21 protein-coding genes are annotated in these 24,274 nt (G+C 44.2%); 8 read left to right on the top strand and 13 right to left on the bottom strand.

Annotated elements, in window-relative coordinates:
- Window positions 1-408: 408 nt before the first annotated feature.
- The 6 genes from DRB05_RS03140 to DRB05_RS03115 form a co-directional block, all read right to left on the bottom strand.
- A complete protein-coding gene (locus DRB05_RS03140; protein ID WP_235956602.1) occupies window positions 409-891 on the bottom strand; it encodes a hypothetical protein in 483 nt (160 codons plus the stop codon).
- Window positions 892-917: 26 nt separating this feature from the next.
- On the bottom strand, window positions 918-1,640 hold the full coding sequence (locus DRB05_RS03135) for an ABC transporter ATP-binding protein (protein ID WP_128725642.1): 723 nt from the start codon (window positions 1,638-1,640) through the stop codon (window positions 918-920).
- A gap of 23 nt (window positions 1,641-1,663) precedes the next feature.
- Window positions 1,664-2,914, bottom strand: a complete 1,251-nt coding sequence (locus DRB05_RS03130; RefSeq protein WP_240036196.1) for an HlyD family efflux transporter periplasmic adaptor subunit — start codon at window positions 2,912-2,914, stop codon at window positions 1,664-1,666.
- A 149-nt stretch (window positions 2,915-3,063) separates the two neighbouring features.
- Complete coding sequence (locus DRB05_RS03125; RefSeq protein WP_128725641.1) at window positions 3,064-4,359, bottom strand: HAMP domain-containing sensor histidine kinase; 1,296 nt, start codon at window positions 4,357-4,359, stop codon at window positions 3,064-3,066.
- Window positions 4,346-5,698, bottom strand: coding sequence for a sigma-54 dependent transcriptional regulator (locus DRB05_RS03120; RefSeq protein WP_128725640.1), 1,353 nt, complete (start codon window positions 5,696-5,698; stop codon window positions 4,346-4,348). The genes DRB05_RS03125 and DRB05_RS03120 overlap by 14 nt, the downstream gene beginning before the upstream one ends.
- Window positions 5,699-5,737: 39 nt before the next feature.
- Window positions 5,738-8,182, bottom strand: coding sequence for an ABC transporter permease (locus tag DRB05_RS03115; protein ID WP_240036195.1), 2,445 nt, complete (start codon window positions 8,180-8,182; stop codon window positions 5,738-5,740).
- A gap of 383 nt (window positions 8,183-8,565) precedes the next feature.
- Between DRB05_RS03115 and typA the strand changes: the two genes are divergently transcribed.
- Entirely contained in the window at window positions 8,566-10,386 is a 1,821-nt protein-coding gene (gene typA, locus DRB05_RS03110; RefSeq protein ID WP_125251358.1) for a translational GTPase TypA, read from the top strand.
- Window positions 10,387-10,492: 106 nt separating this feature from the next.
- Here the strand turns inward: typA and DRB05_RS03105 are convergent, their stop codons facing one another.
- From DRB05_RS03105 to DRB05_RS03085, 5 genes are all read right to left on the bottom strand, one after another.
- On the bottom strand, window positions 10,493-11,341 hold the full coding sequence (locus DRB05_RS03105; RefSeq protein ID WP_128725639.1) for a CZB domain-containing protein: 849 nt from the start codon (window positions 11,339-11,341) through the stop codon (window positions 10,493-10,495).
- Between the two features lie 41 nt (window positions 11,342-11,382).
- Entirely contained in the window at window positions 11,383-12,387 is a 1,005-nt protein-coding gene (locus DRB05_RS03100) for an ABC transporter substrate-binding protein (protein WP_240036194.1), read from the bottom strand.
- 73 nt (window positions 12,388-12,460) lie between these two features.
- A complete protein-coding gene (locus tag DRB05_RS03095; RefSeq protein ID WP_128725637.1) occupies window positions 12,461-14,530 on the bottom strand; it encodes a GNAT family N-acetyltransferase in 2,070 nt (689 codons plus the stop codon).
- Complete coding sequence (gene uvrD / locus DRB05_RS03090) at window positions 14,508-16,673, bottom strand: DNA helicase II (protein WP_128725636.1); 2,166 nt, start codon at window positions 16,671-16,673, stop codon at window positions 14,508-14,510. The genes DRB05_RS03095 and uvrD overlap by 23 nt, the downstream gene beginning before the upstream one ends.
- Window positions 16,674-16,818: 145 nt before the next feature.
- The gene (locus DRB05_RS03085) at window positions 16,819-17,763 is read right to left on the bottom strand and encodes a chemotaxis protein CheV (protein ID WP_128725635.1); all 945 of its coding nucleotides are present in this window, start codon (window positions 17,761-17,763) and stop codon (window positions 16,819-16,821) included.
- Window positions 17,764-17,885: 122 nt separating this feature from the next.
- On the opposite strand from DRB05_RS03085, the gene DRB05_RS03080 reads away from it, so the two are divergent.
- On the top strand, window positions 17,886-18,965 hold the full coding sequence (locus DRB05_RS03080; protein WP_128725634.1) for a potassium channel family protein: 1,080 nt from the start codon (window positions 17,886-17,888) through the stop codon (window positions 18,963-18,965).
- Entirely contained in the window at window positions 18,965-19,147 is a 183-nt protein-coding gene (locus DRB05_RS03075) for a hypothetical protein (RefSeq protein WP_095728599.1), read from the top strand. The genes DRB05_RS03080 and DRB05_RS03075 overlap by 1 nt, the downstream gene beginning before the upstream one ends.
- Here the strand turns inward: DRB05_RS03075 and DRB05_RS03070 are convergent.
- On the bottom strand, window positions 19,144-19,605 hold the full coding sequence (locus DRB05_RS03070; RefSeq protein WP_128725633.1) for an EVE domain-containing protein: 462 nt from the start codon (window positions 19,603-19,605) through the stop codon (window positions 19,144-19,146). The genes DRB05_RS03075 and DRB05_RS03070 overlap by 4 nt on opposite strands.
- 153 nt (window positions 19,606-19,758) lie before the next feature.
- Here DRB05_RS03070 and tesB point away from each other — a divergent pair, with 153 nt between their 5' ends.
- From tesB to DRB05_RS03045, 5 genes are all read left to right on the top strand, one after another.
- Window positions 19,759-20,616 carry an acyl-CoA thioesterase II gene (gene tesB / locus DRB05_RS03065; RefSeq protein ID WP_128725632.1) on the top strand — a complete coding sequence of 286 codons (858 nt, stop codon included), beginning with the start codon at window positions 19,759-19,761 and terminating at the stop codon, window positions 20,614-20,616.
- Between the two features lie 337 nt (window positions 20,617-20,953).
- Window positions 20,954-21,622 (top strand): CsgG/HfaB family protein, encoded by a 669-nt coding sequence (locus tag DRB05_RS03060; protein ID WP_128725631.1) that lies wholly within the window; start codon window positions 20,954-20,956, stop codon window positions 21,620-21,622.
- A gap of 35 nt (window positions 21,623-21,657) precedes the next feature.
- On the top strand, window positions 21,658-22,002 hold the full coding sequence (locus tag DRB05_RS03055; protein ID WP_128725630.1) for a DUF4810 domain-containing protein: 345 nt from the start codon (window positions 21,658-21,660) through the stop codon (window positions 22,000-22,002).
- A gap of 1 nt (window position 22,003) precedes the next feature.
- A complete protein-coding gene (locus DRB05_RS03050; RefSeq protein WP_128725629.1) occupies window positions 22,004-22,663 on the top strand; it encodes a DUF799 domain-containing protein in 660 nt (219 codons plus the stop codon).
- Between the two features lie 77 nt (window positions 22,664-22,740).
- A complete protein-coding gene (locus tag DRB05_RS03045; protein WP_128725628.1) occupies window positions 22,741-23,541 on the top strand; it encodes a VOC family protein in 801 nt (266 codons plus the stop codon).
- On the opposite strand, the gene DRB05_RS03040 is transcribed toward DRB05_RS03045, so the two are convergent.
- Window positions 23,538-24,266, bottom strand: coding sequence for a transporter substrate-binding domain-containing protein (locus DRB05_RS03040; RefSeq protein WP_128725627.1), 729 nt, complete (start codon window positions 24,264-24,266; stop codon window positions 23,538-23,540). The two genes, DRB05_RS03045 and DRB05_RS03040, sit on opposite strands and share 4 nt — an antisense overlap.
- Window positions 24,267-24,274: the final 8 nt, after the last annotated feature.

The following is a 24,274-nucleotide window of genomic DNA, read 5'->3' as shown; positions in this document are numbered from 1 at the left end:
GGTTATTTTTTGCTGCAATGTACTGCAATTGCACACAAGTAAGCTTGATCTGTGCCATATTTTTAAGTTTTTGATAAATATTGATTTTTAACTTTTGGGAAATTTAAGGATTAGCTTGTTGCACTAATTTGGTGCGTAAATGTTTCATGATGGTGCGCAATATTGGTGCAAGCAATTCCCTGTGATAGTCACTTTATCTTCGAGTAAGTGTTTGGAGTATTGGTATAGATTATGAAGCGCAACAAAGCAAAAATTAATTTAATTCGATAGCTGGGATCAGGGGTCGTGTTTTAATAAAAAAAGCAAGGCGCCTTGAGGGAGGCGCCCTGCCTTCAGGGAGTTAATTTTATCGAAGCTAGTTACTTCTCAGCGAGTATAATGCGGGCTTAGTAACAACCCCGCTGGCGGCTAATATTTTTGCCAAGCTTGATAGGACAATACCGCGACTGGCTGCATTGAATTAAGGCCTTCGTCTGCGCTCGGTCCACGACCTAAGTGAAAAGTAAATCCTAGCATCGGCATAAATTCAGGGGTGATGTAAGTGGTATTGACTTGTGGCGTTTCAACTTTACTTCTAATCACCTCTTCGGAATAGCCAAATAGGGCGGTTTGCGACTCCGGCGTTTTTTCATTTTCATAGATCTCAAGCAGCATAGGTATCGGAGTGAAATCATCAAACTCCACCCTATCCTTGATATAGTGCACTGCTTTTGAAACGTAAAGCTGCTCTGCATTGGGGTAAGGCAACGGCGCAGAGAGAATAGTAAAGTTTAAATTAAACATCGCCACGAGCGTACCTAGTGTGAGTGCTAGCGTAGAGATAATCGTGATGGTAAATACTTTTACTTTACTCAGAGAGTACAGACTGGCACTCATGTCTTTGACAAGCATATTACTTTCCTCGCTTCCATCATGGACTAGAACGTGTCAACGACTGCGTTGGCGTTAGTGTGTGATTGAGGGGCTAGTATTTTGCCATCTAGAAGGTGTAGTTTGCGTGTCGCCATATCGGCATATCTAGGGTCGTGCGTCACCATACATAATGTCGTCCCTTCTAGGTTTAGCGTTTTCAACATGTCCATAACGGCATCACCATTTTTTGAGTCAAGGTTACCTGTAGGTTCGTCAACAAGCAGTAATGCGGGGTTACCGACGAGTGCGCGGGCAATAGCAATCCTTTGCTGTTGCCCACCTGAAAGCTGGTTTGGGCGATGTTTTGCGCGGTGTGCCATATCTACTTTTGTCAGACAGCTCATTACTGCGTGATCAATATCGGCATTGCTCATTGGGTTTTTACGATAACGTAATGGCAGCGCGATATTATCGTATACTGTCAGCTCATCAATTAAGTTAAATGACTGAAAGATAAAGCCAATTTTTTCGTTTCGAATATGTGCAGCCGCCGCTAAAGTTAATTGGCTAACCTCAAGATCTTCAATTTTATAGCTACCATCTGTTGGCATGTCTAACAGGCCAAGTATTGACAGCAGGGTAGATTTACCGCATCCAGAAGGGCCACAAATTGACACGAAATCGCCCTTATATATTTCCAAGTCAATCCCACGCAATGCGTGAGTTTCCATTTCTTCGGTACTAAAAACTTTGGTGATCCCTGACATGGTTAAAATAGTTTCTTTCATAATCGTATCCTAATGATGATTTATTATTGAATGATCCGTACTTGTTTAGCGTTTTTATAAGTACTTGTATCAGAGAGTATGATTTGCTGATTTGGGGTGACACCGCTTTCAATTTGCAAAAATTTGCCTGCATCAATACCAAATGACACTAACTGAGGGGTTGCGATGTCATTGTTTAACACAAAGAGCGTTTGCTGGCTGTGTGATTGGGTGTTACTTGGACGCTCAACATACAGTGCGTTCTTCAACTGGTGTGTGCTAATTTGCGCATCTACGTTAAGTTCGGGGCGCGCAGAATCAGGTACGCTATTGACAAAAGTGAGCTCGACTTCAATGGTGCCCTCTTGTACTTGCGGGCTGATCCTTGTGACTTTTGCAGGGACTTGTTCGCGGCGTGTATTGACCATAGCAAATTGACCTACCTGAATTTGTTCTGCCTTAGACTGAGATACTCTGACCAGCGCTTGAAGGTCGTTGGTGCTGCCAACTTGAGCAAGTTCTTGGCCGGCTACAACACTTTGTCCAAGTTCAACTGCGAGCCGTTGCAACACACCTTCTGTACCTGCTCGGACTGTTAGTTTCGCTTCTCTTTCTTTTAACCGGGCGAAAAGAGACTGAGCTTGGTTGATCAGTTCTTGCGAGATGGTTAAATCTTCTGAATGCAATAGCTTTAGCTGTTCTATACGTGTTTGCTGTAGTTGTACTCTTTCTGACAGCTGCTGTTCTTCAAGCTCTGCGATTTTTACATCAATGGCGGGAACAACACCTTGGTCTCTGAGTGTTTGCTGAGCTTCTCGGCGCATGACTAACGATTGATGCTCACTGGTAAGTTCGGCAAGGGTGGCGACTTCCATTAATAACTCGCGCTGGTTTGCGAGCTTTTGTCTGCGAAAGTTTGCTTGTTGACGGTTCAGCTCCATTTCAGCACTTTCTAATTGCTGTAAGAGATCGGGGTCCTGCATCTTCAAAATGATGGTGTCAGGCTGAACTTCACCACCGGGGCGTACTAAGATTTCATAGACCGTAGCTGGATCTTGTGTGGTGATCAGTTTTTGTTTATTAGAGCGAAGCACACCATAGCCGTCAACGCTAACATCTAAATCACCTTGCTTAACTTGTCCAACAATGATGGCTTGTCTTGGTAACTTGAACTCGTCCGATGTTGAGAATAGCTTAAGGCTAAGCCAAGCAAATATCAGCACTAGGGGGATTGCGACAATAAGCCCTACTTTGTGTAGCGGCCTTGCTTGTTTTTGTTTTATTACATCCATCATCAGTTACCTTACTGTAATCGGTTAACCAATAAGAGCAAACGATATGCCAAATTTTATCCTATTGTTTTTATTGGTATTTAATTTTTTTGCTTTACCGAAAGGTCCGATTGTGGACGTGAGAGTTCAAAAACTGGACTGAGTATATTGGGTCAGTTAAGTGGCACCGGAAAGGTGAGTTGGCAAACCGCTCCCTGTTTATCCTGACGATTGCTCAGGCTAATGGAACCAGACATTTGCTCGACGAAATAGCGGCTAAGGTAAAGGCCAATACCTTCCCCCGTTTGTTTGGTGGAGTAAAATGGCACAAATAAGTTATCGTGGTTGGCAACGCCGGTACCTTCATCAAGCACCTCCAAGATAGCAATATTGTCTTTGGTATATAGCTTCAGTGTAAGCACAGAGCCCGCGGGGCTCGCTTCTATGGCGTTCTTGATGATATTGATTAGCACTTGATTAAATAGGGTTGGGTCAACATGGAAGTAGACCGGAGAAAGTTCAATTTGCCACGCTACATCGGTGAAAAGGCCTTGAATGGTTTTGCTCACTTCTAACCCCGACAGACGTTTTATCTCTACTTTTATTGGTTGGTTGAGCTGGCTGTATTTATGGATAAAATCCTGCAAATGGAAGCACCGCTCAAGTACGATATTAAAGGCTTCGTGATCCCTTGGGTCTTTTGCGCGAGTTTGTAGGCGTTCCAGTATGGCTGACACCGGGGTGAGGGAGTTTCTTATTTCATGACTAATTACTCGGATCAAGCGTTGCCAAGCTTGAAGCTCCTGATCGCGCAGTGCTTGCTGAATATCGATACAAACAACAAGATGATATGACCTGCTTTGCTGAGTAAAAGTGCTGTGTCTCACTTGCCAGCGTTTATTGCTCTGTATATCGATGAAATGCCACTGTGGAGAAGGAGTTAACCCTATTGCCTCTGGGTGGCTATATCGTAAGGTTTGCCATGGTTTTTGAAATAGGTGAAAGCAGGCGTCATTGCCAAAGCACAGTTGCATACGCTGGTCGAAAATAAGTATCGGGGTATTTAGCACACTGATAAGTTCAGCAACGAGAAATGATTGCATATCGTCGTCGGTTTTTTCATTTTGTAGCATATCGGATATAGCATTCAGCTGATTGTGCAGCTGGGCGACAACGCCCGAAGAAAATGTCGGCTTGGCTTTTAGGCTAAAGTCGCGCTTGAGCCACGCTTCGGCTTGGTAGCTACAGCGCTCAAACGATAGCTTACAACGATCATAAAGCTGCTTTAGCAAAAAACCTTGGCAGAAGACTAGGGCAGCGATTAAGAGTAAGGTGGGTAGAGGCATGGAAATAGGTATGTTAATCCCCATTTGCCAACTGACGACACAAACTCCCGCAATTTCAATGGCGATGAGTAGTAAAAACTTAACTACGAAATAGCGCGCCAAGGGTTCTTTAAATAAGTGCATATTTTTCGAGGCGTCGGTAGAGTGATTGCTTGGTGATCCCTAGTAATTCAGCAGCTTGTTGTTTGTTTCCTGCCGTATTAGTCAAAGCCTGAGCAATCAGTTGTTGTTCTGCTTGCTCCAACGTGATGAGTGGGAGCTTGTTCGCACTTGGTTGTGAAGGCGTGCTCATATGTAATTGCTCGGGGTCGATTTCATCCGTTTGCGTTAATAACACTGCGCGTTCGAGCAAGTGCCCAAGCTCTCTGGTATTACCCGGCCAATCGTACTGTTTTAGCTGATTTAGTGCTGTGGGTGTAAGCCTGCATTGTGTTTTTCCATACCGCTGACCATGGGTTTTGATAAAGTGTTCCGCTAATAATTCAATGTCTTCAGGACGTGTACGCAAGGGGGGAATTTCGATTGTGAAGGTATTGATGCGGTAGAAAAGATCTTGGCGAAACTCAGCTTGAGCGATTAACAGCTCTAAGTTTGCATTCGTTGCACTAATGAGCCTCACGTCTGCGACTTCAGTGACGCTTGAGCCGACGGCTTCATATTCTCGAGACTCTAGCACTCGCAGCAACTTACTTTGTTGTGCAAGCGGAAGAGTGCCGATTTCATCCAAAAATAAGGTACCAAGATCCGCTAATTTAAACCGTCCTGCACGGTCTGATTTGGCGTCAGTAAATGCGCCTTTGGTATGGCCAAAAAGCTCACTTTCAAACAGTTGCTCAGGGATGGTTGCCATGTTAACGGAAATAAATGGCTGCGCTGCACGCTGCGAGTGTTGATGTATCCACTGGGCTATTAAGCTTTTACCAACTCCATTCTCTCCAGTTAACAGAATATTGGCATCCGTGGGAGCCATGACTTCTAATTGCGTCATCAGGTGTTGCATGGCTTTGCTGCGCCATAACACAGCTTTAGCATCTCCAGCGAGCGCATGCTGAAGAGCTTGGCTTTTATTTTTTAGCTTATTGAGCTGTAACTGGCCCCTAATAACTTGTTCAAAGCGCTGGTTTTTCCATGGTTTTTCTAGAAAGTCTACGGCGCCTAATTGCATGGCTTGGACCACAAGCTCAGTATGTGACCATGCGGTCATAGCCACAATAGGGATGGTATTGCCAAGTTGCTGTTGCTGTCGTAGAAACCTGAGTCCTTCTTGCCCCGATGTAGAGTCTAACTCAAAGTTCATATCGAGTAGGATCAAGCTAGGCTGGTGTTGTTCAAGAAAGCTGAGTGCTTGCACTGGATTTTCAACTTCTTCGACGGCTAGACCTAAATCTTCCAATACAAATCGCGCAGCTAATCTAACTTCTCTGTTGTCTTCTATTAGCAATATTTGTGGTTTAGCACTCAAAGTAAGCTTCCTTGATTTATTATTTTCCTAATCATTCTATTACTCTCCGCGAAGTGCATGTAATGCGGGGCGGGCAATAATATTTCTCGAAGATAGTAGCGTAACACCCGTGACTAAAGTGATTACAGTGGCAAGTGAAATTAGCCAATGGACAGCACTATCTATTGTAATAGGTACAAGCGTATCTTGAAGTGTTGAAATACTCAATAACACTATGATAGAAGCGCACGCCGCAGCAGTAATAGGGCGCAAATTATCTCGTAATACCAGTTTAAATACGGCAATCGGTGTTGCACCAACTGACATTCTCACGCCTAACTCAAACCGACGTAACGCCACGCTGTACTTACATACACCGTAAATACCAAGTGCCGCAAGCGCAAGTGCAAATATCGATAGCATCAAAGTAAACATACTAATGACACGAGCTTGCTGTAAGTGCGTAGCTAAAAGCATGGCCGTGGACTGAAAGTTATAGACGCGCATTTGTGGGTGGATACCTGTGAGTGCCTGATTTATTTCCGCTCGACTAATGGTGGCATGTGCGTGAGTTTCAATTAACACAAAGGGGTAACCAGTTGGCACTGAGGGGATGAAAACCCTTGCAATATCAGGTTGTTTGGGAAGATAAATGTCCTCGACAACACCAACTACTTCAACGCTTTGTTGGCCATTTCGGGGGTATAGTTTAGCGCCCAATACTTGTCCTTGCTGGCGTAATTGCGTAGCTAGGGTCTGATTGACAATGACAACAGGTGCATTATTAATGGCTTCCTCATGAGTAAAGGCCCTACCGTCGATAAGTGTTGCCCCAAAGGCGTCAAAGTATGGCCAAGTACCAGTGGTACTTTGATATTCAAACGAGTTTTTTTCGATACCAGGTTCAAATTGCATTTGACGATTTGAAAAGCCCGGTAGCCAATAGGAAAAAGGGGGATAACCGCCAATGCCTACTTTGGTTACCTGCGGTAACTTTGCTAATGAGTCAACGGCGGATAGAAGCAGTTGTGAGCGCTCCTCGCGGCTCATATGTTGTAGCAAAGTACCTAAGTTTAGTGCTACTTGATAGGTATTTTGTTCTCGTATTCCCGTATCACGTTGCAAGTTTTGCCAGCTTGTTTGGAATATCCCCAGACAAATAGTGAGCAGTGACAGGCAAACAAATAATTGAAATGAGATTAATAAGGTGCGGGTCATCGCGGAAATCTGAACGCCAGTACCTTTACCACTACTTTGCAGCTGTTGAATAATATGACGGTAGTTAAGCTGACGGCTTACTATCCAAGAAAGTAGCAAACATAATAAGATACTGACAGTAAAGGCGAAAGCAATAGTATGCGCTTCGAGTTGCAGCTCTTGCAAACGAGCGAGCGGGCCGACAACCTCTGATTTTAGTAGCCTTATGATCCCCTCAGCGATTAAAAGCGATAATGCTGCTGCGCTGATAAATAACAGCCCTAATTCTATCGCAATGTGGAAAAATAGATGATTAGGCTTGGCACCTAAAGCGGCTTGAACGGCAAAGCTTTTTTGTTGCTCGGCGGCACGTGAAAGCACTAAATTACAAATATTACTTAATGCGATTAATAGTAATACAGAGCTTCCGAGTAGCATCATTATACTCACTTGTGATGCTTCACCAATAATACGAGTTTTCATCGGTACAAATTCAAGTTGTACTTTACTATTAGCGAAAGTTTGCTCGCCAGCAGTTTGTTGTTGTAGTTGTTCATTCAGCCAGTTTTCAAGAGAAAGCTTTGCGCGACGTGCATGTTGTACATCATGTAACTTTAGCAATTGATATGTCTGGATATTATTCCTTTGCCATGTTGGTGTTGGAGAATCATTATAGTCATAACTGATCCATACATCGGTGTGCCAGTTAGGTGTGGATAATACCGGCTCAATGAATCGCTCGTCGGTGACGCCAACAATTTTAAAGCTCACCCCTTTAAATACCAATGTTTGGTCTAGAACGTTTGTATTTCCGCCGAAATAACGTTGCCACACTTGGTGTGAAACGATCGCGACAGGTTGTTGGCTATCTATCCCTTCATCTACCGAAAAATACCGTCCCAATGCCAGTGGCACATTGAGTATCGACATAAACTCGGGGGTGATCGCGCCAGTATTAAATGTTGGACTGCTCGGTAAACTTTGTTCAACATCAATACTGATATTCTGAATGGCCATCACTTCGATATCAGAAAATTGTGCTTGCTTGTCATACGCCTCTAAGCTGCCAGCATGAGGAATAAAATTGCTTTGCTTCACTTCATTATTGTCATCTACCAACGCGCCACGCATTAATACCAAGCGCTCTGCATCTGGATAAGGAAGCGGAGCTGCGAGCAATTGATAGTTTAGGTTATACATCGCTACCAGCGCACCGAGTGTCAGCGCGAGCGTAATTATTATTGTTAGGGTGTAACTGACATGGCTGCGAAGTTTTTGCCAGGCCATTTTAAGTGAATGCGTTACCATATTTACTCCAAATCCACGCACCTTGTGTATCGGTATGCTGTGATAGTTATTCTACTCTACAGGGGAGCAGCAACGCCTATGCCAAACTTACCTTATTGATATTAATGATATTTGTCTTTTATTTACAAGTGTTCAGTCCATAATCGGACGATAAAAGACCATAAATGGACTATAGCTGCGATCAGACCGTACAGAAGCCAGACTAGGTTGTTGATTTATACACGGACCGATCAGGATTATTGAAAAAAATGTTGGATAAACTTTCATCTGTCACATTAATAGTAGATAATACGCGACCTTTAATTCTCAATCGGGCAATCTCAACGCGCATTTTTGCGTAGATCGACTAGGATCACTGAGGGCCAACTTCACTGAGTAATAATATGAGCATCGAAAAGTTAAGAAATATCGCGATTATCGCGCACGTAGACCACGGTAAAACAACGCTTGTAGACAAGCTACTTGAGCAATCAGGTACACTACAGCAGCGCGGTGGTAATGAAGAGCGAGTGATGGATTCAAACGATCTTGAAAGAGAGCGTGGTATCACCATCCTTGCAAAAAATACCGCAATCAAGTGGAACGACTACCGTATCAATATCGTAGATACTCCGGGACACGCCGACTTCGGTGGTGAAGTAGAACGTGTTCTTTCGATGGCTGACTCAGTATTACTACTAGTTGATGCACAAGAAGGTCCGATGCCACAAACGCGTTTCGTAACGCAAAAGGCGTTTGCTCAGGGTCTTAAGCCTATTGTTGTAATCAACAAAATCGACAAGCCGGGTGCTCGTCCTGATTGGGTAATGGACCAAGTTTTTGACCTATTCGATAACTTAGGTGCAACTGACGAACAGCTAGACTTTAAAGTGATCTACGCATCAGCAATCAACGGTTGGGCAACACTTGACCTAGATGAGCCGTCTGACAATATGGAACCAATGTTCCAAGCTATCGTAGACGAAGTTGAAGCGCCTAACGCGGATCCTGAAGGTCCGTTCCAGATGCAAATTTCTCAGCTTGATTACAACTCATACGTAGGTGTTATCGGTGTTGGCCGCATCAAGCGTGGTTCAGTTAAGCCTAACCAACAGGTGACTATCGTCGGTGCTGATGGTAAGACGCGTAACGGTAAAGTAGGTCAAGTACTTGGTTACTTAGGTCTTGACCGTCATGAGGTTGAGCAAGCAACTGCAGGTGATATCATCGCAATCACAGGTCTTGGCGAACTGAAAATTTCTGACACTATCTGTTGCCAGAACAATGTTGAAGCATTGCCTCCGTTATCTGTTGATGAACCAACAGTAACAATGACTTTCTCTGTAAACACGTCTCCATTCTCAGGCCAAGAAGGTAAATACGTCACCTCGCGTAATATCCTTGAGCGTCTAGAAGCTGAGCTTGTGCACAACGTTGCACTACGTGTTGAAGAAACCGATAACCCAGATAGCTTCCGTGTATCTGGTCGTGGTGAACTTCACTTGGGTATTCTGATTGAGAATATGCGTCGTGAAGGCTACGAGATTGCAGTATCTCGTCCAGAAGTAATCCTACGTGAAGTTGATGGTCAGCTAGAAGAGCCGTACGAAACAGTAACCATTGACTGTCAAGAAGAGCACCAAGGTTCTATCATGGAGCAGCTTGGTCTGCGTAAAGCAGAAATGACTGACATGTCTCCAGATGGCAAAGGTCGTGTGCGTATGGACTTCATGATGCCTGCACGTGGTTTAATTGGTTTCCAAACAGAGTTTATGACGTTAACGTCTGGTTCTGGTTTGATGTACCACACGTTCTCACATTACGGTCCACACAAAGGCGGTAACATTGGTCAGCGCAAGAATGGTGTACTAATCGCGAATGCACCAGGTAAAGCGCTAACAAACGCACTATTTAACCTACAAGAGCGTGGTCGCCTATTCATTGGTCACGGTGTTGAGGTTTACGAAGGTATGATCATCGGTATTCATAGCCGTGACAACGACCTAACGGTAAATGCACTTAAAGGTAAGCAGTTAACTAACGTACGTGCAGCAGGTACTGACGAAGCACAAAACCTTGTGCCACCTATCGTGATGTCGCTAGAACAAGCGCTTGAGTTCATTGATGATGATGAGCTAGTAGAAGTAACGCCTGAAAGCATCCGTATTCGTAAGAAATTACTGACTGAAAGCGAGCGTAAACGCGCTAGCCGCCAAGCTAAATAATAGTTAACCTGGACTTGGGATAACAACTTATCTCGAAAGCAGGTCACTTAGAATACAAAAAACGCCGCAAAAATTGCGGCGTTTTTTTGTATTCCATTTTCCAAACCTAAAACAAACCGTATTCTTCCGTTTCTTCGGGCTCATAGCTTTGTAAATGTTCAGGGCGGAAAATGGCACTAGGGTCAATCAATACGCTGTGGCGTTTTCCCATCTTGACCAAACCTTTCATTAACTTTTTGGTTTGAGCATCTATCTCAAAACCTATACTGGTCATTTCCTGCAGTGATTTAATATCGCTTTCGTCACAGTGAACGTTATCTTCGACCTTGTCGACTAGCAAACCGATATGCGGACTTTGGCCATCTTGAGTGGTAAAAACAATAATGGGTTTATGGTCGAGCATGATTTGGTCACGGGCGGATTCAAAAAGTCGCATCAGCTTATTAAAGGTGGTGCTCTTTTCACGAGCGAGCGTTTCTATGGCCTGTTGTTTTTGCCCTTGTGCGCACATCATCAACAGTTTATCTGCTAATGAATGGAGTTTTTCATGTGGTTCTTCGAAGCGTTTTAGGAGCGCTTTTAGGTCGTCATTTTCAGTTTTGAAGCCGTAAAACCACTGACCAAAGGCGCATTGTTTAGGATCTTTAGCTTTAGTGAAGGGAACATCATTAAAAATACTTGCTTCTAAAGCGTGCAGCCATTCTTTATGATCTTCTTCTCGTTGTTTGAGCATATCCACAAGCTCTTGATTAGTCTCATAAGAAGAACGTTTATTGAGGATGATCCCTAAATCGAATATGGGAGTGGGTATTCCCATATAATCCTTAACACCAAGAAAGCTTGGGTTGTCATTAGGTAGGTCTGTTAAGTTTTCTTCGTAGCGCTCAGTTAATAGAATATCGAGGATTTGCAGTGATATTGTTTTTTTCCCGACGCGAAAGTTAATTAAATCCATGTTAGCCTCGCATATGGTCAGTATCAACTAAGCATAGAACATTATTGGAAAAAGGAACGGTAAACTGGCAATTTCTTTTGCGCTGGCTGGAGCATAAATACCTCTTGAATAACGGCGTTATGCTCCAACTCCTGTTGTAATGCGGTTAGTAGGCAGTCACTATCAATGGGCAGGTCACATTGCTGGATTGCAGTCGTTAATAAGTAGGCATTGAGATAGCCTTCGAATACCTGCTCATTTTGGGACAGGGTGGTATTACGAATTGCCTCGCGAAAAGTGTCACAAAGCTTACCTTTACAAACCGCAGGATCAGGCACCACTTCGGTGACCAATACCTTTGGCGTGCCATTTAGTCTGGCAAACAGCTCATTGGAGGAGGCAAATGAAACCGTAGCGTATTGTGTTTCAAGGCCAACCTCTATCGCACGATTAATAAACTTGGACAGTGGCGTGTAGGTGCCGACCATAGCTAGGCCCTCTATTTGATGCCGCTGCGCTTGTCCAAGGGCTCGCTCTATATCATCAGTATTGCGCCTAAAACGTGTTATCACAACGGGCTTTAATCCACGTTCAGAAAGCGCTCTGGTGAGGCTTTTTTCTACGGTTAGACCAAATTCATCGGCTTGAATGAGTAAACCCACCCGCTGTAGTTTTTGTTCATCGATAAAGTAGCGGATGATATCTTGTGCTTCTTTATTGTAGCTAGTGCGAAGGTTAAACACTTTGAAAGTATTAGGATCTTGAAGAAACTCAGCGCCAGTATATGGCATAAGAAAGGGGACCTTAGAATGCTCCAAAATAGGCTTTATGGCATAAGATGTGGGCGTGCCCATAACACCAAATAATGCATCGACTTTATTTTCATAAACGAGCTTACGAGCATTGGTTACGGTTTTGTGTGGCTCATAGCCATCATCCAACACCTGCAACTCAATTGCAGCGGCGTCATCGGCTTTATGCTGGTTATAAAAGTTAAAATGTAGCTCGGCACCAGCCCTTAGTTGTTGACCTATCTCTTTTGCAGGCCCGGAAAGTGCGGTGGACATACCAATTTTCACAACAGGTTGAGCGGAAGCTGTAAAATTTAGTACAGCAGAAGCAAAAACGAATAGTAAAAATTTAACACCGAAAATACTCATATACTTGCCGCACTGTCTCTCTAAGCGTTGTGGTGAGGGCTTTTTTACCAGATAACCCAAGCAAATTAAGTACGACTTGGGTCGAATGTTGCTGTAATATTAGACGAATTACTAATGCTTTGGAAACTTTAGTTAAGTTTTTAAGCAATCGAGGATCGGTTGTGATCAGCTGCCATAAAAAAGGACATACTTGTTGCTCGACCGGATTGCTGTTACGTAGATAGCACAAATAATCCAGCTGTTCACTAGTTATGCTTTTAAAGGGCATTGTAGCTAATATAGCGGCAACCACCTCAGTATCAAGTTGTTGATAGTGCGAGCGTAACTGATAGAAAAAAGCTTGTTTAAATACTTGAGTATAGGTGTTGTCTAATTCGCCTCTGACTTTTTTAAGCATCAAAACTGCGTACTCGCCACTGGCTTTATCTTGCTTAAACCCCAGTTTCATTGGCTGATAGTGACGCTGTGACCAAAACGAAAGCAACGGCGCTGTAAGACCAAAACTGGTTCCTATGTAACTGATATCTTTTGATAATGTGGTTTCAAAGGAAGCCAGTAGGCGGCGGCCAATTCCTTGCTGTTGTACATCTGGGTGTACGGCTATTCTAACGACTCTAGCGCTTTTTTCGGTGACAAAGCGGTTGTCACCAAAGCTTGTCGTTAGCTGCTGCGCCATGAGATGGCCTGCGGGCCTTCGCGTTCCTACCAGAATATCTCCTGCGAGATCTGCAGCGAGTCCGCCTTCGATAACAGCAAGGCAAATGCCTACTAGCTCGTTATTGCAAAATGCGCCCTGTAAGTGGAGATCGGGTGCATCTAATAATTGCCTTAAATCATCCACGCTGGTTTGATAATGTGCTAATGCGAGTAGTGAAAATACTTGCTCAAGTAACGAGCTATTTTCTAACAACTCACTCTGTGCGATAGCACGCATTGTGGTTGGCGAGGTGAGTTGGGGTGATGTCGCTTTACACTCGAGTACAAATAAATCCCTGATCTGCCGCTCCAACGGATCATCCGATGCGTAGCGAATAGGAGTCGACAAGGTGAAGTTAAGATAACTTGGGTAATGTGATTCCAAGTAGCGCTTAAACCGCAATGTGTAGCCTCTACCATTACCCTCATAACCAACTATGGTACTGGAAAAAATGCAGCGAAAGCCAAATTGAGCGACTTGTATTAAAAATGGAACTGGCAAGGCGGCTGCTTCATCCACCAAAATAACCGTATTGCTATCAAGCGTAGAGGCTTGTTGTAGTAACGCATCTGGTGCCAGATAGCTGAGATTAGCCAGCTTCTTCGTTTTTACATCAACCTCGGTATTGAGTGCTTGAGCAAGCATGTCAAAGCAACTATGTAGAGCATGGAAATGGCGGCTACAAATAACAAATTGTTGTGTAGGGTGCTTTGATGCCAAGAGGCCCAATAGCGCGCTCTTCCCCCGACCTCTATTTGCGCTCAGTAATACAGGTGTTTGCCGGTTTTCCAATGCTGTGGAGAGTTGTGCCAGTACGTTTTGTTGCTCTTCAATACCGCAAACCGCTGAACTTGCAGCAAGATACGCTGAGGGCAGTTGAACCCCAAAGTGCTCGCTGATATGCCAAGCTGGTTGTTGCTGCCAGAGTTGCTGCCACCTTTTTAAAAAGTAGCTATGTTTGGGTATTTGCCCCTCAGAGCACCAGCGGGTAATTGCAGGGTCTAGCCAGTGGTCGAGTGCATCTAATTCGGGAAGTAACAACAGCAGTAAGCCGCCTGCCTTTACAGTGCCCGCCGCAGCTGCGATTTTGTTAGGCACAATACCACTAAAGCCGTCGTAGACTAAGTTGCTAAATTCTTGTCCGAGTATTTGGTGTAAATGATCAGGCCAAACGGCATTTTCTAATGCCTTACTGCTACTTAGGATAAGATTATCGTTTGAGTTTGCTAGTAGCTGCTGACACTGCGCGTAGCACCAAGCTTGGCTGCCGGTGATAAGCAAGAGTTGCCGATGGCGCGCATCGGCAAGCTGAGAGCGTAATAGCGGCAGATTAGAGTGCTTGAAGTCTTGCATAGGCGGTTACTAACCACTTACTACCAACATCATCAAAGCTAACTTGAATGCGTGACTGAGCACCAGCACCTTCATAGTTAAGCACTGTGCCTGCACCAAATTTGGCATGCAGGACACGCTGGCCTAAATTAAAGCCGCTATCTTCAAAAGTCGCATGACTGATTGATGGGCTGAATCGACCCGAGTTAGCAGGGCGAGAAATTTGTGTTTTAATCCGAATTTCTTCCATGCAGTCTTCAGGAATTTCACGTAAGAACCTTGAAGGGCTGTGATGTTTTTCTTGACCATACAAGCGGCGGCTTTCTGCGTGGCTAATGTAAAGCTTATCCATGGCACGCGTCATACCGACGTAGCACAAGCGGCGCTCTTCTTCCAAGCGGCCCGACTCTTCATTACTTTGCTGCGATGGGAACATGCCTTCTTCCACCCCAACCATAAAGACCAATGGGAACTCGAGACCTTTGGCTGAGTGCAGCGTCATCATTTGTACTGCGTCTTCATGCTCGTCAGCCTGGCCTTCGCCTGCCTCCAAAGAGGTATAGGCTAAAAAGCCTTGTAATGGTGAGGTAAAGTCTTCATCGATAGGAAGCTCATACTGACCACAAGCACTGATCAATTCTTCCAAGTTCTCCACTCGAGCGCGGCCTTTTTCGCCTTTTTCGGCTTGATACATTGCCATGAGACCTGACTGCTCAATGGCTGTCTGTGCTTGTTGTGCCAGTTCAAGTTCTGCAATTTTATCGTCGAGCTGCTCGACTAGTTCAATAAATTTTGTCACCGCTGTAGCAGCTCTTCCTGCTAAATGCTTTTGCGCAAGCACGGCTTTGGCTGCATCCCAAAGTGAGAGTGATTCGTGACGCGCACAATCGCGAATATGGCTTAACGTTTTATCACCAATACCACGGGCAGGCGTGTTTATCACACGCTCAAATGCTGCGTCGTCATTGCGATTGCTGATTATACGGAGGTAAGACAGGGCATCTTTAATCTCTTGGCGTTCGAAGAAACGCATACCGCCATAAATACGGTATTTTAACCCTTCTTGAAGTAGGGCTTCTTCTAACACTCGGGATTGTGCGTTATTTCTGTAGAGTACCGCGCTGTCGCTGAGCGCATTGCCAGCCTGTAACCAAGATTTAATTTTGCCAACCACAAAGCGTGCTTCATCAAGTTCATTAAAAGCGGCGTAAATTGAAATTGGCTCGCCTTGGTTTCCGTCAGTCCAGAGACTTTTACCCATTCGTTCCGCGTTGTTTTCAATGAGCGCATTGGATGCTTTTAGAATGGTTGCAGTAGAACGATAATTTTGTTCAAGTCGGATCGTCTCGGCGTTAAAGTCGTCCAGAAAACGTTTGATGTTTTCTATTTTTGCACCACGCCAGCCGTAAATACTTTGGTCGTCATCACCTACGATCATGATATTGTTGTCACTACCTGCCAGCAGGCGCAACCACAAATATTGAATGCTATTGGTATCTTGGAACTCGTCCACTAGCATATGGCGGAAGCGTTGTTGATAGTGACGTAGCAAGGTAGGTTGTTGCTGTAATAGCTCGTAGCAGCGCAATAGGATCTCAGCAAAGTCAACAAGACCAGCTCTATCACAGGCATCTTGGTAAGCACTATATACATTCAACATCAGCTGTTCATTGACATCATATGCTTGAATATCTTTGGGTCTTAACCCTTCGTCTTTACGCGCGCTGATGTACCAGCTTAACTGCTTAGGTGGCCACTTTTTCTCATCGATATTCATGGCTTTGAGCAAACGGCGGATCATTCGTTGCTGATCATCGCTATCTAGAATTTGAAATGATTCTGGTAATTTAGCTTCACGGTGGTGAGCGCGTAACATGCGGTGGGCAAGGCCGTGGAAAGTGCCTATCCACATACCACCAACAGGGCCATTGAGCGTCGCTTCAACACGAGCACGCATTTCTTTGGCTGCCTTATTGGTAAAGGTTACCGCGAAAATACTAAATGCAGAGGCCTGCTCAACTTGCATAAGCCAAGCTATACGATGAACGAGTACTCGTGTTTTACCTGAACCCGCACCTGCGAGCACTAGCATGTTTTGCAGAGGTGCTGCGACTGCATCGCGCTGTTTGTCGTTGAGGCCGTCGAGTAATTCTGATACGTCCATTGCTTTGCCTATTTGCTCAAATGATGGCAAGTATACCGAGTCGCTGCCGTAAATCCCAGCATATCGCAAAGCAAACCTAATTGAGTAAATGTAACATTATGATTTATAAAGAAACATAAACTGGTTTTTTATACAGTATTTATGTTTATTTTTGCAAAACGTCCTTCAACCGGTTTTGTACTTCTGTTACCAATAAATCGGGCTGGAACTTTGATAGAAACGCATTACAGCCCACTTTTTCGACCATGGCATGGTTAAAGCTGCCACTGAGTGAGGTATTGAGAATGACATAAAGGTCTTTCAGGCGACTGTCGTTGCGAATTTCATAGGTCAGTCGGTAGCCATCCATGACGGGCATTTCTGCATCGGTGATCACCGCAAGTAACTCTTTTTGTACGTCTATACCTTCGTCGGCCCAGTGCTTTAACACGTTTAGCGCCTCTTGACCGTCAGTTGCCGGGATGATTTCTATGCCCAATTGTGCCAAGGTCTCGGCAACTTGACGACGAGCGGTCGGCGAATCATCGGCATGTAAAATTTTACGGCCATGAAACTCATTGATGATATCTTTATCTAGAATGTCTTGCGGGATCTCAACTTTGTATTCAACGATTTCGGCAAGTACCTTTTCTACATCGATGATTTCAACGATGTGTTCAGCGCCGTCACGTTTTATTTTAGTCAGTGCGGTGAGGTAATGGTTACGGCCAACAGACTTAGGAGTTGGCATAATATCGGACCACGTAGTATTGACGATTTGGTCAACTTTACCAACTAAGAAAGCCTGCACTGAGCGGTTGTACTCTGTGATCACTAAGTTACAGTCTTTGTCTCGGTCGCATGGCGGCATGCATATCGCTTGTCGTAAATCGATAACCGGAATAGACTCGCCACGGATGTTGGTTACGCCACACACTTTAGGGTGTGCATTGGGCATTTTGTTAAGATGAGGGAGCTTAACAACTTCTTTTACTTTAAAGACGTTGAGCGCAAAAAAGTGGCGGCTATGAAGATGAAACAATAGCAACTCTAGGCGGTTTTCACCCACCAGTTGTGTGCGTTGATTTACTGAGGCCAATACGCCAGCCATGTTAACCCCTCATTACTTCTTGTAACCTTTTCTAAGACTATATCAAAGAAGTCGATATGTCGTGTTGTTTTTTGGCTAAAATCTGCAGTAAGGTAGCAGTATGTATTTGATAGGGAAGCAATATGCCTATAATTTTTAAGCGTTTAGTTGTTTTGATGCGGGCTCATGTGGATAAGGCCAGCTGGCAACTGTTATTTATGGCAACGCTCATTCATATGTTGGTGACTTGGGGGTTGTTATGGCTCAGCAATGAATCGGCATTATTGCCACTGAGCACGTTCTTTTATTACTACGTGGTGACGACTTCAACAGTTGGCTACGGAGACTTTAGTGCAACAACGGATTTTGGCCGTTTAGTCGTTGCCATTATACAGATCCCATTTGGCCTTGCGCTATTTGGTGTGTTATTGGGAAAAGCTGGACAATTTGTGACGTATTGGGTGAGAAGAGGCATGACAGGGGAAAAAGATTTTGCACATTTGCAAAACCACATCGTAATTTTTGGTTGGCATGATGTGAGAACGAAAAAAATGGTGGATTATATTCTAGGTGACAATAAGCGCGAAGATAGAAAAATCGTATTGGCGGTCACCGAGGCCATGGAGCATCCGCTGTTGAGTTATCCGGAAGTCGCATTTGCGCGTTTAACCAGTTTTACTGATGACGAACAGTTAAGCCGGATCAACATCGAGCGGGCTGACAAAATCATCATTGATGGCGATGATGATAATCAGACATTTACCACCGCGCTAAAGCTTAGCCGAGTAGTAAAACCCGAAGCGCATATTAGCGCGCACTTCTTGGACGATAGCAAAGCACTGCTTTTAAGAGAGCATTGTAAAAATGTTGAATGCTCAGCATCTATGTCTGCTGAAATCTTAGTGCGAGCCATGCAAGATCCTGGCTCAAGCCGAGTACAAGAGGAATTGCTGTCGACGCTACACGGCGATACGCAATTCAGCTTAGCCTTACCAGCAGAGGTAAGCTGTTTAACCTTTGGTGATATTTTTGGTTATTTTAAACAGCATCATGATGCGACGCTGCTCGGTGTTGCGCACGATATAAATGCGCTAAATATGGATCTAAACCCACCTCTGGATTACAACATTACAGGGGGAGATATTTTGCACTATATTGCACCGCAACGGGTGCTTGCATCAGAGGTTGACTGGTCATCACTATGTTCGAAGAACTCTTCTTGATGATTGCAATTGTATGCGCTTACTTACTTCCTGTCGCTTTAGTTGCAGGAAGCAAGCGCAGCAAAGGGCATGAAAAAAACGGCTGGCTGATAGGAACGCTACTATTTTCTTGGGTCGCTTTGCTGCTATATATCAGCATAGTGCCTAAACACGGACGACAAAAAGGCAAAGCAAAACGCTAGCTTTGCCCCGACATCTCTAAAATAATCTGCCACTCAGGTTCGATGATGGGCATGATGGATAATCGCCCCCCTTTTTTTAGAGCCAGTTCGGTGAGCGCAGTGTTGGCTTTTATCGCCTGCAGGGTCACCGGGCGTAGGTGCTGCTCGTATGCTAGAGTGACGCCTACCCAGCGAGGGCTATCGGTGCTTGATTTGGCATCATAATAATCACTGCTTAAGTCAAATTGGTGTGGATCTGGCTCTGCTGCTTTCACCACTTTGGCAATACCGACAACCGCAGGCACTTTACAGCTTGAGTGGTAAATAAACACTGAGTCACCCACCTTAACCTCATCGCGCAGGAAGTTTCTTGCCTGATAATTACGAATTCCCTCCCAAAAAGTTTGCTGCTCAGGCGCGTTTTTTAAGTCATCAATGGAAAATGCATCGGGTTCTGTTTTAAACAGCCAATAAGCCATATAGGTTAGTCCAATAGTTTGAGTTATGATGTATTATACTCATTTGAGCAATATACTTGGTTTGCTACCAGTCCGTGTCTTACTTGGATTTGGTAAAAGTATTATCTCATTATAACGACTATCGCCAGTTCTACTAGACGTTCGGAGTGCAACATGAGTCAAGTGTTACAAAATCTGTTGGATTTACTCAGCCTTGAAGAAATTGAGCAAGGGATATACAGAGGTCAAAGCCAAGATCTTGGTTTTCCTCAAGTGTTTGGAGGTCAGGTGATGGGGCAGGCGTTGTCTGCGGCAAAGTACACCTTACCAGAAGGGCGCTTTGTTAACTCGCTGCACTCTTACTTTTTGCGTCCTGGTGATGCGAGTAAGCCCATTGTCTACGATGTTGAAAATATTCGTGATGGTCGAAGTTTTAGCACACGTAGGATCAGTGCCATTCAATATGGTAAGCCGATATTTTACATGACAGCCTCTTTCCAAGGTGACGAGCCTGGCGTTTCTCATCAATCTTTGATGCCGGATGTGCCAGAGCCTGAAACGTTAAAGTCATCACTCCACTTTTATCAAGAACATGCAGACCTCATTCCTGAATCACTTCGAGCTAAATTTACGCAAGAAATGCCGCTGGATATGCGCCCTGTAAACTTTCAAAATCCATTTAAACCCAAAAAACAGGATCCGGTGAGAAATGTTTGGTTTAAAGCCAATGGTGACATGCCAGACGACAGAAGGATCCATAACTATTTACTGGCTTATGCCTCTGATTTTGAATTCTTACCAACGGCACTACAACCACACGGTTTGTCGTTTATGCAGCCTAATATGCAAGTTGCAACAATAGACCATGCGATGTGGTTCCATCGTCCGTTTAGAATGGATGAGTGGATTTTATATAGTGTTGATAGTCCAAGCGCGTCTAATGGCCGGGGCCTAGTACGTGGCCAATTTTTCAACCGCCAAGGTGAGTTGATTGCATCGACCATTCAAGAAGGCGTGATGCGTCAGCGCTAATTTGTTGGAAAGTGTTCGGCGATTTGCTAACGGTGATCTTACCTGCTGCTTCCAGTAGCATTAAGCGAATCACAAGCTTACTGATTTAATAACTTATTGTTAATAAAGGAGCTATAGTTTTTTTGATAGCCACTCCTCTAGTCGTTTACACCACTTTTTCTGATGCGGCGCTCGGTTTGATATTTCAATGTCTTTAACACCCCAGTCTAGATGTAGCGTGATTGTATTGTTCTCAAACAAAAATTAACACTAAAGTCAGCGAAATTAATCTACATTAATATCAACAAAACGACTCGTCGCGTCGCAGACAGACGCTTAAGACTCTAGGAGAATGATAATGAATAAACCGCTCGCCACAGTAATTGCATTGACGTTTGTCGGATTAACCGCGGGTTGCGCAACGGAAGCATCAAGAACGGTAGAAGCGCCAAAAGTGGCCTCATATAACCAGGCTTACAATGGCCCAAAAAGCCAGTTAGCGGTTGGTAAGTTGCAAAACCGTTCAGCTTTTCATAATGGTGTGTTTAGTTCAGGACCGGACCGCTTAGGCTCTCAGGCAAAAACTATTCTGACCACACACTTACAGCAGAGCAATCGCTTTATTGTTTTAGATAGAGAAAACATGACTGAGATCGCCCAAGAAGCTGGGTTTACTGGTACAAAACAAAGCATTAAAGGTGCTAACTTTGTTATTACGGGAGATGTTTCTGAGTTTGGTCGAAAAGAAGTAGGTGATAAACAGCTATTCGGCATTTTAGGTAAAGGAAAATCGCAAATTGCTTACGCTAAGGTAAATCTTAATATCGTTGATGTGACCAGTTCAGAAGTTGTTTTCTCAGTGCAAGGTGCTGGTGAATACAGCTTGTCTAATCGTGAAGTGGTTGGCTTTGGTGGCACTGCTGGGTATGACTCAACGCTTAACGGCAAGGTACTTGATTTAGCCATTCGTGAGGCGGTTAACAACTTGGTTAGCGGCATCGAGAAAGGCGATTGGAAGCCTCTATAAATAATCTCACAGCTAATCTAAATCTTAGGTAAATTATGAAGCAAACGATATTTGTGGCGACTTTACTATTGATATTATCTGGGTGTCAGAGTACGGCACCCCAATATTATTACGGTTCTTACGAACGTAACCTTTATGAGTTCTTTCGAGGTGACGGACAGTCCCTTGAGGAGCAGGTCAGTCAATTAGAGTCAAGCATAACGCGCGCCGAAGCAGCTCAGGTCAGCCCAGCACCAGGCATGTATGCGCATCTCGGTTACTTATACTTGATGCAAGGGGATGACAGAAAAGGGTTTGCCTATTTTGAAAAGGAAAAACAACTGTATCCTGAGTCCAAGCAATATATCGACTTTTTACAAAAAAATGCGCAGGGAGAATAACATGAAATGGATTAAAGCGGGCTTGGTGCTTTTGACTTTTGCCTTATTGAATGGCTGTGCGACGGCACCTAAACAGGATTACAGCGCTTTTATTCAAAGCGATCCTAAGTCGATACTGGTGTTACCGCCTGTCAATAATACCAATGAAGTTGTAGCCCCTTTTGGAGTAATGGCGACAGTGGTGAAGCCACTTGCAGACTCTGGCTATTATGTTTTTCCAGTATCTTTGGTCAATGAGACTTTTAAAAATAACGGCTTAACTGTGGCTCATGATGTTCACAGTGTCGCGATAGACAAGCTCTATGAAATCTTTGCTGCCGACGCTGCTTTATACATTGAGATTCAAGATTATGGTACGTCATACGTTGTATTGGATAGTGACACTACCGTCGCACTATCGGCAAGGTTGGTTGATTTAAAAACTGGCCAAGTAATTTGGCGTGGTAAGTCACAAGCTTCAAGTAGTGAAGACAGAAGTGATCATGATAGCAGTTTGGCTGGAGCATTGATTGGCGCGGTGCTAAACCAAGTGATTGAAAGCACTTCAGATAAAGGATTTGAAGTTTCGCAAAAAGCGTCACAGAGATTGTTATCAGCGGACTCAAGCAATGGTTTGCTTTATGGCGTGCGCTCACCTAAGTATGGGCAAATTGAAAAATAAGCCATATTCTGACTGTGCTTTCTTATCGGCTGATTGCTGCTATATTCAATTAGACTTTGATTGACAGGTGATCCCCTATGGCAATAATTAGTGAATTTAGACTAGGTTACTTTTGTTGGATTGAACTGTGTTCAAGCGACTGGCAGTCAGCTAAGCCTTTCTATAGCCAACTATTTGACTGGCAAATTCTTGACCAACCTATTGGTGAAGATTGTTATTACACCATGTTGCAAAAAGAAGCCGATGATGTCGCTGCTATGTATCAGATGACCGCTGAGCAACAACAAGGGGGCATGCCCAGTCACTGGCTTGCTTATGTGGCGGTAGACAATGTCGATGAATGTCTAAACAAAGCCAACGAACTCGGTGCGGAAGTGCTTGCAGGCCCACATGATGTCCCAGGGGCAGGGCGGATGGTAATGTTAAAGGAGCCAGGTGGAGCGGTTTTTGCGTTATGGCAAGAGGGGGGTCATATTGGCACACAACGTCATCTTGAAGCGAATACTCCTTATTGGTTTGAGCTAGTGAGTAAAAACAGTGACAAAAGTCGTGACTTTTATTCTGCATTATTTGGTTGGCAAATCGAAGTCAAAGACATGGGAAATATGGACTACACTTTGTTCAAAGTAAATGAGCAACCCGTCGCTGGCATGTTAGAAATGACGGCTGAATGGGGTGAAGACATTCCCCCGCACTGGATGATTTATATTGCGGTATTGGACTGCGATAGTAAAGCTGAATATGCCCAAAAGCTTGGCGGAGAAATTTGTGTACCGCCGACAGATATACCAGAAGTTGGTCGCTTTAGCGTGATAACCGATCCTCAAGGGGCGGTATTCTCTATCATAGAATCTGCCATGGATGATATTTCAACTTAATGTATTTCTAATTCAATCACTTTGCCATGGCAAGTGGCAAAGTGATCAGAGAGCCGGTTTAGAATAGTATCGCGCTCGCCACTACTATTTAGTTGCTTGATAGACGCTGTTAATTTCGGCAGTAGGTCTTGGTGTTTATGATTGATATAGTGATAAATAGGATAACTCGCATCTCGTAGCCTACGCACATAAACTGTGGCGAGTCCTGACTGGCATAGCGCACCCAGCGCAAATAAGTCATCAGCTAAAATTTGCTCAACATGACCTTTTTTAAGCGCTTGAAACGCAGAAACATCGTTAGAGACCGCGTTACATGTCAACTTTTTTCGTTGGCAAACTTGCTCCGTTATTAAACTGCCTTGTATTACCACATAGTCTTGCTGGGTCGACAAAGTACAATGCTCCTTCTTGAGACAAAACACCGCCATTTGAACGGTTGCAAGTGGTTCGGGTATTTGCAGTAAGTTAGGATAGGCATTTGCAATAGCGCTAGTGCGTCCTGCTTCCGCATCATAAAACCCTTGATCTACATATTCTAATCCGCGCTCACTGGGTAATACGACAAGTGTGGGTGTGATATCCAAAGGTGTGTATATCTTTTGCATGAGTTGTGCGATTTGCTGCTGGCCAAGCTGATAAGCGACCAGCTCACTGACATTGATTTGGTAGGCAAAAGTCGCCTTGTGGATGAAGAAAAGGAAGAAGATGCTAAGTGCGAGTTTCACAACATATC

It is taken from the genome of Pseudoalteromonas sp. A757 (genome assembly GCF_004103285.1).
GTDB lineage: Bacteria > Pseudomonadota > Gammaproteobacteria > Enterobacterales > Alteromonadaceae > Pseudoalteromonas > Pseudoalteromonas galatheae.
This window is presented reverse-complemented; position numbering and strand designations above follow the sequence as displayed.

Bases quoted from the DNA above. Each gene is read 5' to 3' on its own strand.
- DRB05_RS03140 (WP_235956602.1), bottom strand. From the start codon at position 891: ATGCTTGTCAAAGACATGAGTGCCAGTCTGTACTCTCTGAGTAAAGTA.
- DRB05_RS03135 (WP_128725642.1), bottom strand. From the start codon at position 1,640: ATGAAAGAAACTATTTTAACCATGTCAGGGATCACCAAAGTTTTTAGT.
- DRB05_RS03130 (WP_240036196.1), bottom strand. From the start codon at position 2,914: ATGATGGATGTAATAAAACAAAAACAAGCAAGGCCGCTACACAAAGTA.
- DRB05_RS03125 (WP_128725641.1), bottom strand. From the start codon at position 4,359: ATGCACTTATTTAAAGAACCCTTGGCGCGCTATTTCGTAGTTAAGTTT.
- DRB05_RS03115 (WP_240036195.1), bottom strand. From the start codon at position 8,182: ATGGTAACGCATTCACTTAAAATGGCCTGGCAAAAACTTCGCAGCCAT.
- typA (WP_125251358.1), top strand. From the start codon at position 8,566: ATGAGCATCGAAAAGTTAAGAAATATCGCGATTATCGCGCACGTAGAC.
- DRB05_RS03105 (WP_128725639.1), bottom strand. From the start codon at position 11,341: ATGGATTTAATTAACTTTCGCGTCGGGAAAAAAACAATATCACTGCAA.
- DRB05_RS03100 (WP_240036194.1), bottom strand. From the start codon at position 12,387: ATGTCCACCGCACTTTCCGGGCCTGCAAAAGAGATAGGTCAACAACTA.
- DRB05_RS03095 (WP_128725637.1), bottom strand. From the start codon at position 14,530: ATGCAAGACTTCAAGCACTCTAATCTGCCGCTATTACGCTCTCAGCTT.
- uvrD (WP_128725636.1), bottom strand. From the start codon at position 16,673: ATGGACGTATCAGAATTACTCGACGGCCTCAACGACAAACAGCGCGAT.
- DRB05_RS03085 (WP_128725635.1), bottom strand. From the start codon at position 17,763: ATGGCTGGCGTATTGGCCTCAGTAAATCAACGCACACAACTGGTGGGT.
- DRB05_RS03080 (WP_128725634.1), top strand. From the start codon at position 17,886: ATGCCTATAATTTTTAAGCGTTTAGTTGTTTTGATGCGGGCTCATGTG.
- DRB05_RS03075 (WP_095728599.1), top strand. From the start codon at position 18,965: ATGATTGCAATTGTATGCGCTTACTTACTTCCTGTCGCTTTAGTTGCA.
- DRB05_RS03070 (WP_128725633.1), bottom strand. From the start codon at position 19,605: ATGGCTTATTGGCTGTTTAAAACAGAACCCGATGCATTTTCCATTGAT.
- tesB (WP_128725632.1), top strand. From the start codon at position 19,759: ATGAGTCAAGTGTTACAAAATCTGTTGGATTTACTCAGCCTTGAAGAA.
- DRB05_RS03060 (WP_128725631.1), top strand. From the start codon at position 20,954: ATGAATAAACCGCTCGCCACAGTAATTGCATTGACGTTTGTCGGATTA.
- DRB05_RS03055 (WP_128725630.1), top strand. From the start codon at position 21,658: ATGAAGCAAACGATATTTGTGGCGACTTTACTATTGATATTATCTGGG.
- DRB05_RS03050 (WP_128725629.1), top strand. From the start codon at position 22,004: ATGAAATGGATTAAAGCGGGCTTGGTGCTTTTGACTTTTGCCTTATTG.
- DRB05_RS03045 (WP_128725628.1), top strand. From the start codon at position 22,741: ATGGCAATAATTAGTGAATTTAGACTAGGTTACTTTTGTTGGATTGAA.